Source organism: Novosphingobium sp. HR1a, from assembly GCF_015594425.1.
Lineage (GTDB): Bacteria > Pseudomonadota > Alphaproteobacteria > Sphingomonadales > Sphingomonadaceae > Novosphingobium > Novosphingobium resinovorum_A.
Window position 1 is genome coordinate 1 of record NZ_JABXWS010000103.1, and the last position, 16,001, is coordinate 16,001.

Annotated in this window: 13 protein-coding genes and 1 pseudogene; 2 read left to right on the plus strand and 12 right to left on the minus strand. The window is 62.8% G+C overall.

Annotated elements, in window-relative coordinates; all coding sequences use genetic code 11:
* Positions 1 to 2: 2 nt before the first annotated feature.
* Genes HWN72_RS27615 through HWN72_RS27620 form a run of 3 tightly spaced genes read right to left on the minus strand, consistent with a single transcriptional unit; the run spans position 3 to position 553 of the window.
* Positions 3 to 260 (minus strand): hypothetical protein, encoded by a 258-nt coding sequence (locus HWN72_RS27615; RefSeq protein ID WP_211151944.1) that lies wholly within the window; start codon positions 258 to 260, stop codon positions 3 to 5.
* Positions 221 to 334, minus strand: coding sequence for a hypothetical protein (locus tag HWN72_RS32100; RefSeq protein WP_353231344.1), 114 nt, complete (start codon positions 332 to 334; stop codon positions 221 to 223). The genes HWN72_RS27615 and HWN72_RS32100 overlap by 40 nt, the downstream gene beginning before the upstream one ends.
* Positions 335 to 388: 54 nt before the next feature.
* Entirely contained in the window at positions 389 to 553 is a 165-nt protein-coding gene (locus tag HWN72_RS27620) for a hypothetical protein (RefSeq protein ID WP_211151945.1), read from the minus strand.
* A 199-nt stretch (positions 554 to 752) separates the two neighbouring features.
* Here HWN72_RS27620 and HWN72_RS27625 point away from each other — a divergent pair, with 199 nt between their 5' ends.
* Positions 753 to 1,088 carry a hypothetical protein gene (locus tag HWN72_RS27625; protein ID WP_211151946.1) on the plus strand — a complete coding sequence of 112 codons (336 nt, stop codon included), beginning with the start codon at positions 753 to 755 and terminating at the stop codon, positions 1,086 to 1,088.
* 141 nt (positions 1,089 to 1,229) lie between these two features.
* Positions 1,230 to 1,631: pseudogene (locus HWN72_RS31375) on the plus strand (superoxide dismutase family protein).
* 60 nt (positions 1,632 to 1,691) lie between these two features.
* On the opposite strand, the gene HWN72_RS27640 reads toward HWN72_RS31375, so the two are convergent.
* The 9 genes from HWN72_RS27640 to HWN72_RS27680 form a co-directional block, all read right to left on the minus strand.
* Positions 1,692 to 2,861: a GTP-binding protein gene (locus HWN72_RS27640; protein ID WP_211151947.1), complete on the minus strand. Its 1,170-nt coding sequence runs from the start codon at positions 2,859 to 2,861 to the stop codon at positions 1,692 to 1,694.
* Positions 2,858 to 3,061 carry a hypothetical protein gene (locus tag HWN72_RS27645; RefSeq protein ID WP_248006396.1) on the minus strand — a complete coding sequence of 68 codons (204 nt, stop codon included), beginning with the start codon at positions 3,059 to 3,061 and terminating at the stop codon, positions 2,858 to 2,860. The genes HWN72_RS27640 and HWN72_RS27645 overlap by 4 nt, the downstream gene beginning before the upstream one ends.
* 324 nt (positions 3,062 to 3,385) lie before the next feature.
* Positions 3,386 to 3,991 (minus strand): TetR/AcrR family transcriptional regulator, encoded by a 606-nt coding sequence (locus HWN72_RS27650; protein WP_211151948.1) that lies wholly within the window; start codon positions 3,989 to 3,991, stop codon positions 3,386 to 3,388.
* Between the two features lie 211 nt (positions 3,992 to 4,202).
* A complete protein-coding gene (locus tag HWN72_RS27655; protein WP_211151949.1) occupies positions 4,203 to 5,666 on the minus strand; it encodes a leucyl aminopeptidase in 1,464 nt (487 codons plus the stop codon).
* Positions 5,667 to 5,675: 9 nt separating this feature from the next.
* Positions 5,676 to 7,526, minus strand: coding sequence for an aminopeptidase P family protein (locus HWN72_RS27660; protein WP_211151950.1), 1,851 nt, complete (start codon positions 7,524 to 7,526; stop codon positions 5,676 to 5,678).
* 91 nt (positions 7,527 to 7,617) lie between these two features.
* Complete coding sequence (locus HWN72_RS27665; protein ID WP_211151951.1) at positions 7,618 to 8,973, minus strand: MFS transporter; 1,356 nt, start codon at positions 8,971 to 8,973, stop codon at positions 7,618 to 7,620.
* Positions 8,970 to 11,207, minus strand: coding sequence for a DUF885 family protein (locus tag HWN72_RS27670; RefSeq protein ID WP_211151952.1), 2,238 nt, complete (start codon positions 11,205 to 11,207; stop codon positions 8,970 to 8,972). Before HWN72_RS27670 ends, HWN72_RS27665 begins: the two co-directional genes overlap by 4 nt.
* A 14-nt stretch (positions 11,208 to 11,221) precedes the next feature.
* On the minus strand, positions 11,222 to 13,588 hold the full coding sequence (locus HWN72_RS27675) for a DPP IV N-terminal domain-containing protein (protein WP_211151953.1): 2,367 nt from the start codon (positions 13,586 to 13,588) through the stop codon (positions 11,222 to 11,224).
* Between the two features lie 14 nt (positions 13,589 to 13,602).
* Complete coding sequence (locus HWN72_RS27680; RefSeq protein ID WP_211151954.1) at positions 13,603 to 15,744, minus strand: TonB-dependent receptor; 2,142 nt, start codon at positions 15,742 to 15,744, stop codon at positions 13,603 to 13,605.
* Positions 15,745 to 16,001 lie beyond the last annotated feature (257 nt).

A 16,001-nucleotide genomic window follows, 5' to 3' on the forward strand; every position in this document is an offset into this window, starting at 1 on the left:
AGTCAGTCTGCTGCCGATGCGATATGAACTGCGTCGGTATCCGCCTTCGCGGGTGCTATCTGCGCTGTTTCCGTGCCAGTGGGGTGAGGAGTGCTGTTGTAGATAAATCCGAAGACGGGATTGATCCGCCCGCCAAGGGCATGGATGGGGTCGAACCAGACGCGGACTTCGCTCCAGTCACCAGGCTCCGACACATCTTCGGCCAGCGCCTGATGCTCGATCATTCCGGGCCGGGACCAGTTGGCATGGTCGAGCAGCATTGGCGCGCGTCCACGATCTCATGCACTACCGCAACGTGACCATAGGGCACGGCGCTGGTGGAGCGGAATACCATCACAGCGTCCTTGAGCGGCGTTGTCCCGCGTCGATAGACGCCGTCGGCCTGCTTTCACCAGGTATGCGCATTTCCGTGGATGGCGATGCCGGACACGTCGCGGGCATCGGGGACGCACTGGAGCCGGGCAAACGCCGGAGCAGGAGTCGCGAGCGGCGTCGCAAGGACGCCCAGCGCAAGAAGCCAACGATTGAGCGAGCAGAGGGAACGTATTGACATATGGAGACGTTATATTGTCTCATTGCCAGAATTAGCGTCGCGGAATCATCGGTTCATCGCGGGCGGGAGACCGTTTGCCTCACCGTGGATTGGGGAGCATTTGGCAGAGGATTCGACATGCACGAAAGAGCCTAGGGCACGCGCGTTTCCGCCTGCACCTCGCAGTGCTAGGGAACTCGATCAGATCGTACTGTCGACATTGAAGGCGGGTCTGCCGTACTCCGCTTATGAGATAACGCGCGTGGCAGCGCAGCAGGGTTCCCCTCTGTCAGCCATGCAGGCCTATCGCGTGCTGGTTCGGCTTATAGATCGCGGTCAGGTGATGCGGATCGAGACGCTGAACGCCTATGCGCTGGCGCCCGGAGTAGGGAGCGGCTTCGTCGTGTGCAGACGCTGCCGAACAGCCAGAACCATCATCCTGCCGAACCGCGAACCTGATATGCGGGCTCTGTGCGGCGCCATCGGGTTCTCCTTGTCGGCCATGGTTGTGGAAGCCTCGGGCCTGTGTGAGCCGTGTCTGGAGACCTTGAAGTAGGCAAAAGAAGTGTGAATGATCTTGCGAAGTGCAATTCTTGCCGCTGCCATGCTGACGCTCGGCTCGCCCCCCGTGGCCGCAGCCTAGGACAGCGAGGCCGGAGGTTCGATCTATAACGTCAGGCACAAGGCAATCGGTAGGATCAGTGTCAAGGAAACGGCATCAGGTGTGCTGCTGCGCGTCGATGCACGTGGGCTGTCGGCGGGATGGCACGGCATGCATTTTCACGAGAAAGGCGACTGCAGCGATGATGCCTTCAAAACGGCCGGGGCGCACGTTCATTCGGTGAAGCCTGTGGTTCATGGCTTCATGGTGTAAGGCGCAAACGATGCAAGCGATCTGCCCAACCTCTATGTCGACGCCAAGGGCAAGGCGGTGGTCGAGTTGCACTCGACGCTGGCATCGCTGAAGGGCGCTGAGGGCCGCCCTGCGCTGCTAGACAACGATGGTTCGGCGCTCGTCATTCACGCCAACCCCGACGACTATACCACGCAACCCATCGGCGGCGCGGGCGATCGCATCGCCTGCGCCGTGATCCGCTGAGGCAGGTTGCCACAGACCGGCTTCTGGGCGGTCCCGTCATTCGTGCCGAACCGGGCTCGCTCAGATCCGCAACAGCCCGGTGGAAGGCACGTTGTCGACCAGTCCCTGAAGGCCAAACCGGGTCAGGCCGATCGTCATCAGCGCCAGCGTGCCCTGCAGTTCGTCCGGCGTGACATTGCGCGTGATGAAGACGAGCCGGGTGCGGCGATCGTCTGAGGGCCAGGTCTCGAGCAGGATCGGCGGGTGGAACACGTGCTGCACGCCGTGGATCACTACCGGGCGATCCTCTCCGGCAATGTTGACGATGCCCTTGACCCGCAGGATGGCTGCGCCCTTGAACGCAACCAGAATATCCAGCCATCGTTCGAAGGCGTGGGCCTGCAGGGGTTCATCGAAGGTCAGGCAAGTGGCGTAAATCGAACTGTCGTGGCAATTGACGTCGTGATCATGGTGTCCATGGGTATGATCGTGCCCATGATCGTGCCCATGATCGTGCCCATGATCGTGCCCATGATCGTGGTGGTGCCCGTGATCCTCATAGGCCTCTGCCCTCAGCCAGCGGCGCACATCGTCGCTCTTGGTTTCGGGATTGTAGAGCCCGGCATCGAACAACAGTTCGGCATCCACTTCGCCGATCGTGGTCATGATGATCGGCGCCGCCGGGTTCAAGGCCTGCAACCGTGCTTCCAGCGCGAGGCGATCTTCGTCTGAGACGAGATCGGTCTTGGTCAGCAGGATGCGGTCGGCGACGGCGGCCTGTTTCACCGCTTCCTCCTGCGCATCGAGCGTCGCGTTGCCATTGGCGGCATCGACCGTGGCGATCACCCCGTCGAGACGATAGAGCGTCTGCAACCGCTCATCGGTCATCAGCGTGTGCAGGATCGGGGCCGGGTAGGCGAGGCCGGTGGTCTCGATGACGACGCGGTCGAACCAGCAGGTGCCGTCGCGGCTGACGCGCCAAGGCGCATCGCGCAAGGTTGCCAGCAGATCGCCCCGGATCGTGCAGCATAGGCATCCGCCCATCACCTCCACAACCAGCTTCTCGGTCGATCGTGCGACGAGATCGTGGTCCAGCCCGACCGCGCCGAACTCGTTGATGATCACGAGCGCACGGCTCATGAGTTCGGAGCGGGCAAGGTGATTGAGCACGGTCGTCTTGCCACTGCCCAGAAACCCGGTCAGCACGGAAACAGGGATCAGCGACTGGCTGCCGGTGAACAGCGTACTCATTGCGGATTACCCTTCAACTCGGCACGGGCGAGCCGGAACCACTCGATGACCTGAGCGAGATGGTCCTCGCCCCAGGTCTCCACGAAGCGCTGGGTGGTATGGTCGCGCGGGTCCTGCAGTACAGCAAGGCGTGCCTCGACATAAGGCAGGGTCAGCGGAATGCGGCAAAGCTGCGTGAAAGCGAAAGGGTCGCCTCTCACCGGGATCGAACGCCGAGATGCCGAAGGTGGTGTTCGCCGCGAGATTGCGGCCTGACGAAACCTGCTCCGGCCCCACTAGAATGATCGAGGAATCGAGTGTCGGCGTCGGAAATTATCGTGCGCTCCGGCTCGCGGGACCGAGCAGCCTCCGGCTATCGGGAGCGTCACGGAAACGCACCTCCGCCGCGCTGACCCGGTTCTATCAATGGGCCGCCAGCGAGGAAGCGGGGCTGATATCGGCGGCGCCGAAAACACGGTTCCGCCGTGACGGGGCAGTCGCTGAAGATACGATCCGCATGATTCCGCCCGAAGCACCCGCCCATATCAGGCGGGCTTTGTTACCTCCCTCAGCCCTGCTGTGAGCGCAAGGCTCTTTTCCAGAGCATTACGCACCATTTCGCGGTCAACCGTCTTGTCCGAGGCGATCTGGTATTCTGCTCCCGCGAGGATCTGCATGTGCATCTCCGTCGTCATTTCGAGGCCGTAAGGTAGGTCCACGATGCCTGCAGCCTCCAGCGCAGCGAGTCCTGACGCCAGATTTCCGCGGTAAAGATGATAGATGGTTGATAGTCCCTCGGGGTTCTCCTCCATCTGAGTCAATTCGGCGACAAACTGCAGGGATAAGCGAAATCGCTTCGAGACCCGCGACCCGCGAATGTGCTCGATACCGAAATACTGGGCGACGTACATTTCCCAACTGGTCAATGTGGGCGTGGCATCGGCACTGGCATGATCGAGCATGCAGGCTGCGACGATGATGTCCTCCTTCGTCGCGAAATGCGTATAGAGTGCACCCATGGATACACCAGCAGTGCGGCAGATATCCCTCAGTGAAGTCGCGTAGACGCCCTTTTCCAGCAGGACCGTCAAGGCGGCGTGGGCTATCGCGGTTCGCTGACCATCCATATACTTCTGATCACGCTTCGGCATCATATTCCCAATCTGGCTGATCGAACCATATGGCCGCCGGAGCGTGGGCCTGCAATGACAAAGAGCGCCCGCTCTCTTTCTGCCGGAACAGCCACCAGCAAAAGCGGCCGAAGCGCGTCGACGCGCTTCGGCCGAGGTGTATGGCTGTCGGCGCGACATCGCACCGGGCCACGGGACGTCGGAAAATCTGTAGGCCCCGTGGCTAACCAGCCTAGTCGGGCCATGCGAAGGCTGCTTTGGACCGAGCGCTTACGAACGCATCGAGCAGCCGGACACCGAAGCCGGTGGCTCCCTTGTCCCAGGTAGCAGCGGCGGAATCAGCCCATACGGTTCCGGCGATGTCGAGATGGGCCCACTTCACCCCATCGTCGATGAAACGCTTGAGGAACTGGGCTGCCGTGATTGCACCGGCGTAGCGACCGCCAAGGTTGTTCATGTCAGCGACGTCGCTGGTCAGCGCCTTGTCGTAAGCCTTGCTGAGCGGCATCCGCCATAGCTTCTCGTTCACGAGGGCACCGGCGCCCGACAAGGCTTCGGCGAGCTTGTCATCGTTCGAGAACAGACCGGCGTATTCGTTTCCGAATGTGGCAAGGATCGAGCCGGTGAGTGTCGCGAGATCGACGATGACCTCCGGTTTATAGGTGCGCTGTGCCCACGTCAGCAGATCGCACAGCACGAGGCGACCTTCGGCGTCGGTGTTGACCACTTCGATCGTCTTACCCGACATTGAAGTGACCACGTCGCCTGGACGCATGGCAGCGCCGTCGGGCATGTTCTCGACGAGGCCGCAGATGCCGATCACCCGCGCCTTCGCGCCGCGGACGGCCAGCGCGCGGATTGTACCGGCCACCGCGGCGGCACCGCCCATGTCGAACTTCATGGCCTCCATACCCGCAGCCGGCTTGATCGAAATCCCGCCAGAATCGAACGTCACGCCCTTGCCGATGAACACGATCGGGGCCGCATCTTCGTCGTCGAGGCCATTCCACTCCAGAACCACCACACGCGGTTCCGAGGACGCGCCGGCGGCGACACCGAGCAGCGCACCCATGCCCAGCCGGGCAAGATCAGTGCGGTCGAAGACCTGCATTCTGACGCCCATCGGCTCGAGCCGGCGGCAATGCTCGGCGAAGGTTTCGGGAAACAGCAGGTTTGGCGGATCGGTGACCAGACTGCGCGTGAAGGCGACGCCTTCCACGCAAGACGCTGCGGCAGCCCAAAGTGCTGCAGCATCGGGGCGCAAGACCGACAAGGTATCAAGGGTGGGCGTGGTTTCCTCCGGGATTTGCGATTTGCTGGTTCTGACGGCGATGGCGCGCAGCCGGGCTCCCAGCGCGAAGCGGACGGCAGCAGCGGCCGTGGTCGCGGAGGGCAGATCGATGGCCGCATGCTTCGCTCCGCTCTTCGTCAGATGGGCGGTCATGGCGGCGCCCGCGAGTTCGAAATCGAGCTCGGCCCCGGCATCCGCGCCCACCAGCACAATGCGCACCAACGAGCCATTCTCTCGGACAAACGTGGTGAAGGTTTCGCCGGTCTCACCCTTGAAGCGGGACGCCGCTGCCGCCGCTAGCACCGTCTCGCCCTCCTGAATTGGCAGCACAGCAGGAAGCGGTCTGGTGAGGATGAAAGCGAGTGTATCGGTGTCGGGGCGAACTGCCGGGAATTGAATGTTCATGGCGGACTTTCAAATGGATATCGGTTGCGCGGGCTGATCAACCGGACAATCCGCCGATGCATCGTGAAGATCTGCGTGCAACGGGCGGGTCTCACGCCGCAGCCAGCGCTGCACCTCGGCGCAAAGGTGCGGAGAAAGCCTCTCCCAGACCATAGCATGGTACTCGTCGATCCAGTCGATCTCCCGACGATCAAGCATGTCCGCGATGATGAGAGCCCGGTCGAACGGTGCAAGGGTAAGCGTTTCAAAGCCGAGTGTCGGCGTAGTTCCGCCATTGACAGTCGCATCGACGACTACGACGAGGTTTTCGATGCGGATGCCGAACTTGCCAGCTTCGTAGTATCCGGGCTCGTTGGAAAGGACCATGCCGCGGCTCAGCGCATCTTCGTTCGGGCGGGGCTTCGCGAGATAGACAGGCCCTTCATGGACGTTTGAGAAATGGCCCACGCCATGCCCAATCCCGTGAGTGCATTCGATTCCGACGTCCCATAGAGGCGCGCGCGTGATGGCGTCGATCTGGCTCCCCAGCGTGCCATGAGGGAACCGGGCTCTGGCCAGCACAACGTGGGCCTTCAGCACTTGGGTAAAGCGCGCTCTCACGTCGTTTGAAGGTGTTCCGACTGCAAGTGTACGGGTCACGTCAGTTGTACCGCTCAGGTATTGGCCGCCGGAGTCGATCAGATAGATGCTGCCTGGACCGATCGCGGTATCCGTGGCTTTCGTAGGGCTGTAGTGAGGCATTGCCGCATTGCCGTCCACTGCAGAGATCGGCGTGAACGAGATCCCTTTCAGATCTTCGCACTGTTGCCGAAAGGCTGTGAGCTTGGCTGCAGCGGCCAGTTCGGTAAGTTGGCCCTTGGGCGCCTCGCGAGCGAACCAGTGCAGGAAACTGGTCAGGGATACGCCATCGAGCAGGTGGGCATTCCTGAACCCGTCGATTTCGACGGGGTTCTTGATCGCCTTTGCCATGACAATTGGATCGCGGAGTGGTTTGATGACGGCGCCCGCATTCTCGAGCGCGCGATAAACCGCAGCGGGCGATCTGTTGGGGTCCGCTGCGACCGTCAGGCCTTCTAGCTCGGACAGCCTCCCATAGAAGGCTCCATAAGCGGCGATGTTCATATCGTCGCCAAGAGATCTGACGGTGGGTTCATCGACTTTCTCAAGGTCGATGAACAGCTCCGCGCCGCCATCGGCGTAACACAGAGCGAAGCCGTAGTTAAGCGGGGCTGTCGCCAGATCGCTGCCACGCAGGTTCAGCAGCCAGGCAATGGAGTCCAGGGCCACCAGCACGCAGGCATCCAGCTTGTTGGTGTTCAGCCAGTCGGTGACATCCTGGCGCTTCTGGGAGGTGGTTTTCCCGCTGTATGCGACAGACAAAGCGAACGCTTTCCCAGAGGGCCGGGTTGGTTGATCCGACCACGAGAGATCCACCGGGTTATTGGTTAGTCCGACGAATTCGCAGCCGTCTTCCCGTAATGCCTCGGCCATGCTTACTGCCCGCGCATGCGGGAGAAGCCTGGCGTCGTATCCTATACGGGCTCCACAAGCGGCGTTCATGCGGATCCATTGCGTGACCGAACCGGCGGGTTCGTCAACGAACGCCCACTTCCCCGCATCGACCTGCTGGCGGACCAGTCCGGTGTACCGGCCGTCCACGAAAATCGCCGCGCGATCAATTAGTACGACGATTTTCCCCGCAGAACCGGCAAAGCCGGTCAGCCAGGCGATGCGTTCCGCGTGAGGCGCGACATATTCGGACAGGTGTTCATCCCCGATTTCGAGTACGAAACCATCGACGCCGAGCATGCGCATATTTGCCCTGAACCGGGACAAGCGGTCAGCGTATACGTCTTCCATTACAATTCCCGTGGATGTTAACCGGGATCAAGCCCGCACATGGATTGCTGTTCGCTCTGGTGACTGAAGCTGCCGAAACTGCGTTATGCCTTCAGGCCGCTTCTTTCACAGACTTGACCAGATCTTCGAAATGGCGCTCGCCTAGCCGCAGCAGCACGATCGCTGCCAGCCAGCCGCAAGCGGCAACGAGGACAACAGCATAAAGCAACCCGCGTTGCCCACCGATTGCGTCGGAGACAAAGCCGGCAATGCTCGGTGACGCGCCGGAAAGCAGGGCGCTGATGATACTCCAGATACCGAAGAACCGGGCCATGAAGTGTGCCGGGGCCATAACCTGTAAGGTGGTCGCCACCAAGCATCCCACACCCGTCCCGGCCAGCATCATGACACCCATGCAAATGTACAGCTGGGTGACGGATTGGACGAAGGGAAAGATGGCCAGCACCGGGCATGTCAGAAGCAGCAGGCGCCAGCTCACGCCAACGGCAGCGCGCGTCCCCAGCCGGGGCATATAGAAGCGCATCAGCAGGGTGCCGGTGGCCACTCCGAAGCATGTCCCGACAGCCGATGACAAGCCCATTCCGTACCCGTTGATCTCTGGCGTTGCGCCGAAGAGGCGGCTTCCGATCAGCGGCAGCCAGACCATGAAGCCGCCGTAGGCCAGCATATAAAATCCAAGGCCGCCGAGGATTGACAGGAATGCAGCGCGGTGCTCACGCAGGAAGCCGGCTATCGGTACGGGCGGGGCCGACGGGGCGGCCGTGTCAGCGACATTGTTCGTTTTGCCAAGGCGGGTTCGAGCTAGCAGCATCAGCAGCAGCGGGGTTGGAAGGCAGACCAGCAAGAATGCCAGGCGCCACGATTCGAGATGCTGGAAGGCGGAAGGCATCCCAGCATGGGCGCGATCGAGGACACCAAGGGCACTCCCGCCCATACCCATGGCCAGCGACGCTCCGATGTAAGTGAAGATGTACTGGATGCTGTTCGCCAGGACGCGCTTGCGGCCCTTGAAGAGATCGGGGACGAAAGCCATCGCCAGCGGGCCGAGCGCCGCCTCACCGGAGGCTATCGCGACCGCGGCAATGAATAGCTGCCAGAAATTCTGGGCAAGCCCGCACCCCACAGTGCCGAACGACCACAGCACCAGGCAAGCGCCAAGGATCAGGCGGCGATCATAGCGGTCGGCAAGCCATGCGATCGGGTAGACCGCCACCACCGAAAAGATTGAGAATGCCAGCCCCTGGATGAGGCCGAGCTGTGAATCCGTCAGCGACAGCGATTCTGAGAGGGGTTGGGCGGCGAGGATCAGCAACTGGCGATCGACGAACGCGAACAGCACGATGATCATCATCGCGAACAGCGTGTACCATCCGCCAGGCAGCACCCGGTCGTCTTCTGTAGCGCCGGGTGTGGCCGGCATTTCCAGTGAGCTTGCTACGGCCGTCATGGCTTATTTCCGTCGATCCAGCGATTGATGTGGCGTTCAAGAAGGTCCAGCGAGACCGGGCCCGTTTCCAACAGGGCGTCATGGAAGCCGCGCAGGCTGAAGTTCTCACCGCATTCGGCCTCGGCACGCGCCCGCAGGCGGGCGATCACGCGCTCGCCCATCTTGTAGCTGAGCGCCTGTGCGGGCATCCCGATATAGCGGTCGACTTCGCTCTCGATGGTCGAGCGGGGCAGGAAGCAATACTGTTCCATGTACCCAATCGCCTGCTCCCGCGTCCAGCCGAACCAGTGCAGCCCGGTATCCACCACGAGACGGGTGGCGCGCCACATCTCGAAGCCAAGCAGGCCGAAGCGATCGGCAGGGTCGGCATAGAGGTTGAGATCATAGCCGAGGCGTTCGCAATAGAGCGCCCAACCTTCGACATAGCCATTGTACTGTGTCCAGCCATAGCGACGGAACGCAGGGAGATTCTCCATCTCGTTGGCGATCGCGAACTGCATCAGGTGGCCGGGCCAAGCCTCGTGTAGCGTGAGCGGCACCAGCAGGTGCAGCGGACACTTCTCAGGCAGGGCGTTGAGTAGGTATGTCGCCGGCCGTTCGCCAGTCGCCGGGGCCGGCAGTGCGAGGCCGGGCGGAAGACCGTGCGATTCCGCGACGTTCATCTGCTCGACGCCGTAGGGTATGCGCGGGGTGCGGCCGATGATCTGCGGGATCAGGCCGTCGATCTGCTTTGCCAACGCGCGCGTGCGCAGCAGCAGGTCCTGTGCGTCACGGGCCTGACGGCCATCAAGTTCGGCAGCGATCTCAGCCCTAGCCCCACGGCGGCCCATCTCGGCGAGCACTGCCTCGATCTCGGCGTTGATCCGCGCCACTTCGGCCAGCCCAAGGTCGTGGACGGTCTCGGGCTCGATCCTGAGCGACGTCTGCATGCGCACCAGGTGGCGATACCACTCGCGGCCGTTGGGTTGGTGGGCGACCGCGACATCGTCGTTCGTCTCGTCGACGGACAGCGCGGCGAACCGGGCGCGAACATGGGCGAGGGCAGGCAGAACCTTATCGGCTGCCACGGCCTGAAGACTCGCGGATTCAGCAGCTTCCCTCGTCTCCTGCTGCAAACGCCGCTCCAGCCGACGGATCAGCCCTTCTGCGGACAGGTGCCCGTCAAGCGTGGCCAGAATACGCGGGAGCAGGGGGCGTGGCAGCCGATATCCGCGCGCGAAGCTGGCCTCCAGCATCGCCAGATTATCATGCAGGAAGCCCGGTGTTGCCTCGAGGCGGGCCAGCAGGTTGCGGCGATGGCTTGAGCTCGAGAGCGGAACTTGCTGGATCAGCATATCCGGCATGTCGAAGAATGCGAAGGGGAACAGCACCGGCACGTAGCGTCCACCAAGCTCGTAAGCCTCGAGATGCAGAGCGATCTGATCCTGGAGCAGTTCGAGAGTCGCCAGGCACTCGGTCCCGAGTGCAGAGGCATCGATCGCTTGCGCCCGCTTGTGCAACGCGGCGTAGCCCGTTGCCCGACGTGCATGGTCATTCTCGGTCGCGCCATCGATGCGATCGGCCGCTGACGCTTCACCGGCGGGGCTGGTGTCGAGCGGGTACTCGCGAACCTGGAACGACCAGTAGTCGGCGCAGAGTTCGGCAAGACGCGCCGGCGCCTCGACGGGTTCGCGCAGCACGCGGTGGATCGGTACGGGCGGATCGATGACCTGACCTTCCAGGTAGCGCGTGGGCGCCTCGCCTTGCGACGGCTGCGCGTGGATCTGCGCGACGACGTCCATGCCTTCGGTGACCTGCCCGAATGCGGCGAAGCCGAGGCCGTCCTCGGTACGCCCGCCGCCTGCATCGAGCGCGGGATTGTCGCCGATGCAGAAGAAGAACGTCAGCGGGCTGGCGCTGCCGCCATCGATCCGGGCGAGCGAAATCGTACCGTCGGCATGGCGCAGCCCGGTCTGCGTTGTCGCCTCGTGTGCCAGGGCTTCTGTCGAGGCGTCGAAGGTCTGGGCATAGCCCTGGACGACTGTGATGGCCGGGGAGCCGCCGTCGTTGCCGGGATTGACAGTGCGCCCGAAGCTGCCGCGATCATATCGCCCCGCATCCACCGCCGCGAGGAAGGCGGCGACGGTCGCCGGGGCGGCGGAGCGGTTGAGATCGACCACGATGTCGCCAAGCGCGGTCACGATGCGCACGGCAACGCTGGCCGTGCGCCCTGAGGCCTCCGAAGCGCGTTTCATTAAAAGGTCGTCCATCATTCTACTGCAGCCGGTGGAGCGGAATTCTTGCCGGCGCGCTCGAATATGCGTTCTAAGGGCAGCGTGAACGACTTCGCCTTGGGCGGTATGGCGCCCATGAGATGCTCGGCGAAGTAGGCCCAACGGCGGCGGGTGCCATAGCCGGTCCAATCATGGCCGGCGCGCGGCAGGATCACGAGATCGAAATCCTTGTCCTGTTCGGTCAGCGCCTGGGTAAGCTGGAACAACGCCGCGGGATGACACCCGCTGTCGAGTAGCCCGTGGACGAGCAGCAGCTTGCCCTGAAGCCCGGAGGCATACGTCTTGGCCGCCTGTGCCGCATAGTGCTCGGCCTCGAAGGCGCCATGGTAGCGTTCGCCCCAGGTGTGCCAGAAAAGCGCCTGGTCGTAGTTGCCTCCGCCGGCCACGCAGACCTTGAAGAACTCGCCGAAGCGCAGCGCGCCATGAGCGGTCATGTAGCCGCCGGCCGAGAAGCCGGTGAGACCGACGCGATCGAGGTCCATCTGAGGGCGGCTCTGTGCGAGTTCGCGGATCGCCGCGACATGGTCCTCGAGATTGGAGGCGGTATGGGCGGCACGGTGCGAGGCGGTTCGGAACGCCTGTTCGCGCTGCGCGGTGCCGCGCCCGTCGAGAACGACCACGAAGGCGCCCAGCGATGCGAGTTGCGCCGCGTCGCTATACGTGCCGGTGCTCATGATGTCGCCGTCGCCCGGGTGGCCGCGCGGCACGTAGGACGTCTGCGGGCCGCCGTAGATCAGGTCGATCACCGGGTACCTCTGCGTCGGATCGTAGCCCAGTGGTTTGAACACTATGCCATACACGTCGGTGACGCCGTCCGCGGCCTTGCAACGGACGCGCTCGGGCGCGGTCCAGGTTTCGGGCAGCAGGCTGGTGGCGCGTTCCAGTACGCAAAGCTCACTGCCGTCGGCTCGGCGCAGGTAGGTCACCGGCAGTCGGTCGATGTCGCTGACGGTTTCGACGAAGAAAGCGCTCGACGGCGAGATACCGGAGATGTTCGCGGGGTTCAGGCCCTCCAGCTTCTTGAGCAGGAGGGCCATTTCGTCCGGCCGCCAGACGCGATGTTCGCCCGGTTCGCTGGAAAGCGCACGCAGCTCGTCGCCGTCGATCGAGGCTACGCACGGCTTGGCCAGATACGGGGTCGCATCGTCGCACAGGTTGCCCGCGGTCAAGAACACGCGGCGGTTCGCCGCATCCACCGTGAGGATGTCGAGGACCTGCCAGTCTCCGTGCGTGATCGGATGACGCATCGCCCCGGTGACGAGATCGTAGAGGTAAAGGTGGCCCCGGCCCGACCGCTCCGAATACCAGATCAGTTCGTTCGTCTCCGGCAGCGGCGCGATGAGCGCGGGCGTGTAGACGGTGACGCTGACTTCGACGTAAGTGTCGCTTTCCTCGGAGAACACCACGCGGGTCGCTCCCGTCGCCACGTCGAAGGCGACGACGTGCGCCTTGGCTTCGCCGCGCTCGATATCGACGAAATAGGCAATGCGGCTGTCGGCACTCCACCACGCCAGTCTGGCGGCGAACGGGGTGGTGTTCATGCGCACCGCATTGACCCGTGGATAGCGCGCCTCGACCTGTCGCCCGCTAGCGACTTCGATCGCGAGCATGCGATACTCGGTGACCTTGGGATCGCCGGGCAGACTGGTCCGGTTTTCCCGGACTGCAGGACGCACGCCATCCACCGGGGCATAGTCCGCCAGCGGAAAGCCGGGGACGTGGCGCTCATCGGTCTGGACCGTAAGCACCCACTTGCTGTCGGGAGACCACAGTGCTTCGGGAATAGCACCGCCGCTGACTGCGGCAAGCCCGCGCGATGCGAGTGGGGGCAGGCCGTAGGCGTTATCATCCACGCCATCGGTGGTCAGCGCACGCGTCTCCCCGCTGGCGAGATCGCGCACGGCAAGGTTGCAGCCATCGACGGTCAGCGCCTGTGCACCGTCCGGCGAGGCGAGCCAGAGTAGGTCGGCGGTCTTCTCCACCTTGTCCAGCGTGCCGGCGGCCCAGTCCCACGAACAGGGCTGGCCATAGGCAGCGAAGCGCAGCGTTCCGGCTTCAAGGTCGAACACCGGGTTGCCGATCACGACATCTCCCGGATCGACTTCGGTGCCGAGCAGTCCGCCGATGGCGGCTGCAAGGTCACTCACCGCGATGACCAGCACTTCCTTTACGGCCGCGGCGTCGAACACGCGGAACTGGCCGCCATTCTCGTCCTTGCGAAGATACCAGAAGTGCGTCTCGTCGATCCAAGTTGGAAACACCGCGCCGTTTGTCACGAGATCGGCGGCGAGGAGGGCCGCCTGAGCATACGCGTAGCGATCGGTCCAGGAAATGTCGGACATTTTCAGTTCTACTTTCAGAAATGCACGTTGAAGGACGCACCGATCACGCGCGGCTCTAGGCGGCCGGAATAGTTCAAGGATGCGAACGAGGGGTAGACCACCGAATCCCGGTTGAGGATGTTTTTCGCGAAGATCGATGCCGACCAGTTGTCCTTGTCGATGCCGATGCGGGCATTGAGGATGTTCTGCTCGTCGCTTTTGGCCGGTACGGTCTGGAAATTGCGCGAGAACACTTGGTAGGCCGCCGCGTGCTGGTAGTCGATCCGCACGAAGCCGGGAATGTCGCTTACGTCGAAGCGATACTCCGCCGAGGCCGAGCCGGTGAACCGCGGCACGTAGTCGACGCGGTCGCCGGCGAGATGGTCCGCCGTGTCAGACCGGTAGGCCAGGTTGTTCCAGCTACCCGTCAACGAGAGGGTCAGCTGCGACACCGGCGCGTAGGAAATGTTGCCATCGGCGCCCCAACCGGTGATCTTGCCGCCGTTCGAGGTGTAGCTGGTGGGCAACCCGGCAATGTTCGAGGTCGACTGCACGTCGCTCCACACATTGCGGTAGCCGGAAAGTTCCAGGCTCAGCTTGCGGTCCGGGGTCCGGAACTTGCCGCCGACTTCGTAGGTCCACAGCGAGTCCGGCTTGTAAGTCTGCGGCACGGTGCCGAGGCCGCCGCTCGCCGAAGTCACATTGAAGCCTCCGCTGCGGAATCCGCGCGCCACGTTTGCGTAGATGTTGACGTCCTGGGTCGGTTGCCAGGAAACGTTGAAGCGTGGACTCAGGGCGTGGAATGTCGCCTTGCCCTGATCGACGGCGGGGGTGTTGAGGACCGTGGAGGTGTTGTCCTGCGTGCGACGATCCTCGAAGTAGCGCAGGCCGCCCAAGACCGTCAGGCTGTCGAACAACTTGTAGCTGGCTTCACCGAACGCCGCCCACGAGCGCGAGTTTGAGGGATTGGTGCCCTGTAGGTCGTATAGAACAACCGAGGACGGCAAAATGTCTGGCGTCACCGTCGTTGAGCCAATCGCGTTTGTCTTCGAATTGCGATAAAATCCGCCAACGGTCCAGTTGAGCGGGCCGTCCCCCTGCGATGCGAGGCGCAGTTCCTGGGTGAAGATCTTGTTTCTTTGCGCCACCGTGAGTGAGATGCTGTCGATGCTTTCAGTCACGCCGAACAGCGGCAGCAGCGGCCCGAACGACGAGCTGAGGTCCTGGATCAGGACGTCGTTACGCTTCAGATATCCCGTCGAACTGAGAAGCTGAGCGAAGCCGAAATCGTAAGTCGCGGTGGCGTTCAGTATGGTGGCCTTCGACGTATAGGGCGCAGGCGCCGGGTCGAAGACCTGCTTGTGTTCATCGCTGAGGTTCTGCGCGCCCAGGTCAATGTCCTGGTGCTGTGCCATGAAGGTGACCTTGAAGTCGTCGCTCAGTTTTACCGCGAACTTGGCGCGCAGCGCGAAGGAGTGGCCGCTGTTGTAATTCTTTTCACTTAGCACCGGGTTGTCGATCCAGCCGCCGAACTGCTGGAATGAGCCAGCCAGGCGCAGGCCGATACGGTCGGTGACGATGGGCGTGTTTGCCGCGGCGTCGATCTTCCAGTCGGTGCCGCCGCCGTTGATGACGCCGAATTCACCGCCGACCGAACCTTCGGTCTGCTCGAGGTTCACATCGTTGGTGATGTAGCGGATCGTGCCGCCGACCGCACCCTGGCCATAGAGCGTGCCCTGAGGGCCGCGCAGGACTTCGACGCGGCTGATATCGAGCAAGCGCACATCCTGCCCGGTCTGGTTGAGTTCCAGGTTGAGCGGCATTTCGTCGAGATACACGCCGACTGAAGGCAGCCCGCTGTAGGTCGAGACACCGCGCATCTGCACGCGTGTCTGGCCGGGCGAGAACTCGGTCATCGACAGGCCGGGGACTGCGTACTGCAGGTCGCTGATGGTGGAGGCACCGCGCTTAGCGAGTTCCGCCCCACTGACGGCCGAGATCGAGATCGGCACGTCGATCAGCGCCTGCTCGCGTTTTTGCGCGGTGACGACGATGTCGGTCGTGTGATTGCCTTCGGCCCCGCTGGTTTCGGGTGAGGCATCCTGTGCCCAGGCCGGGACCATCGTGAAAGCCTGCGATGCAGCGCAGAGCAGCGCCGCCTTTGTCATGAAACCCATATACCACCCCTGACAGTGTTCTATCGATAATCAGAGCGTGCGCTCGCTTTCTTTTTTATGCAATAGTTTTCTGTGATGTTTGAAAGCGGCATTCCATTCGTGGCCGTCGCGGGGCTCATATGGACGGTGATCAGCACAAGTTTTCTGGCAATCTCGAGCGGTGGCGGGACGTCAAGGGCCTGAGCGAGCGCGACGGGAGGGACGATCGAGGGCCATCGCCGGGATGGCGAGTGCTTACCGTGAACTTGCCGAACAGG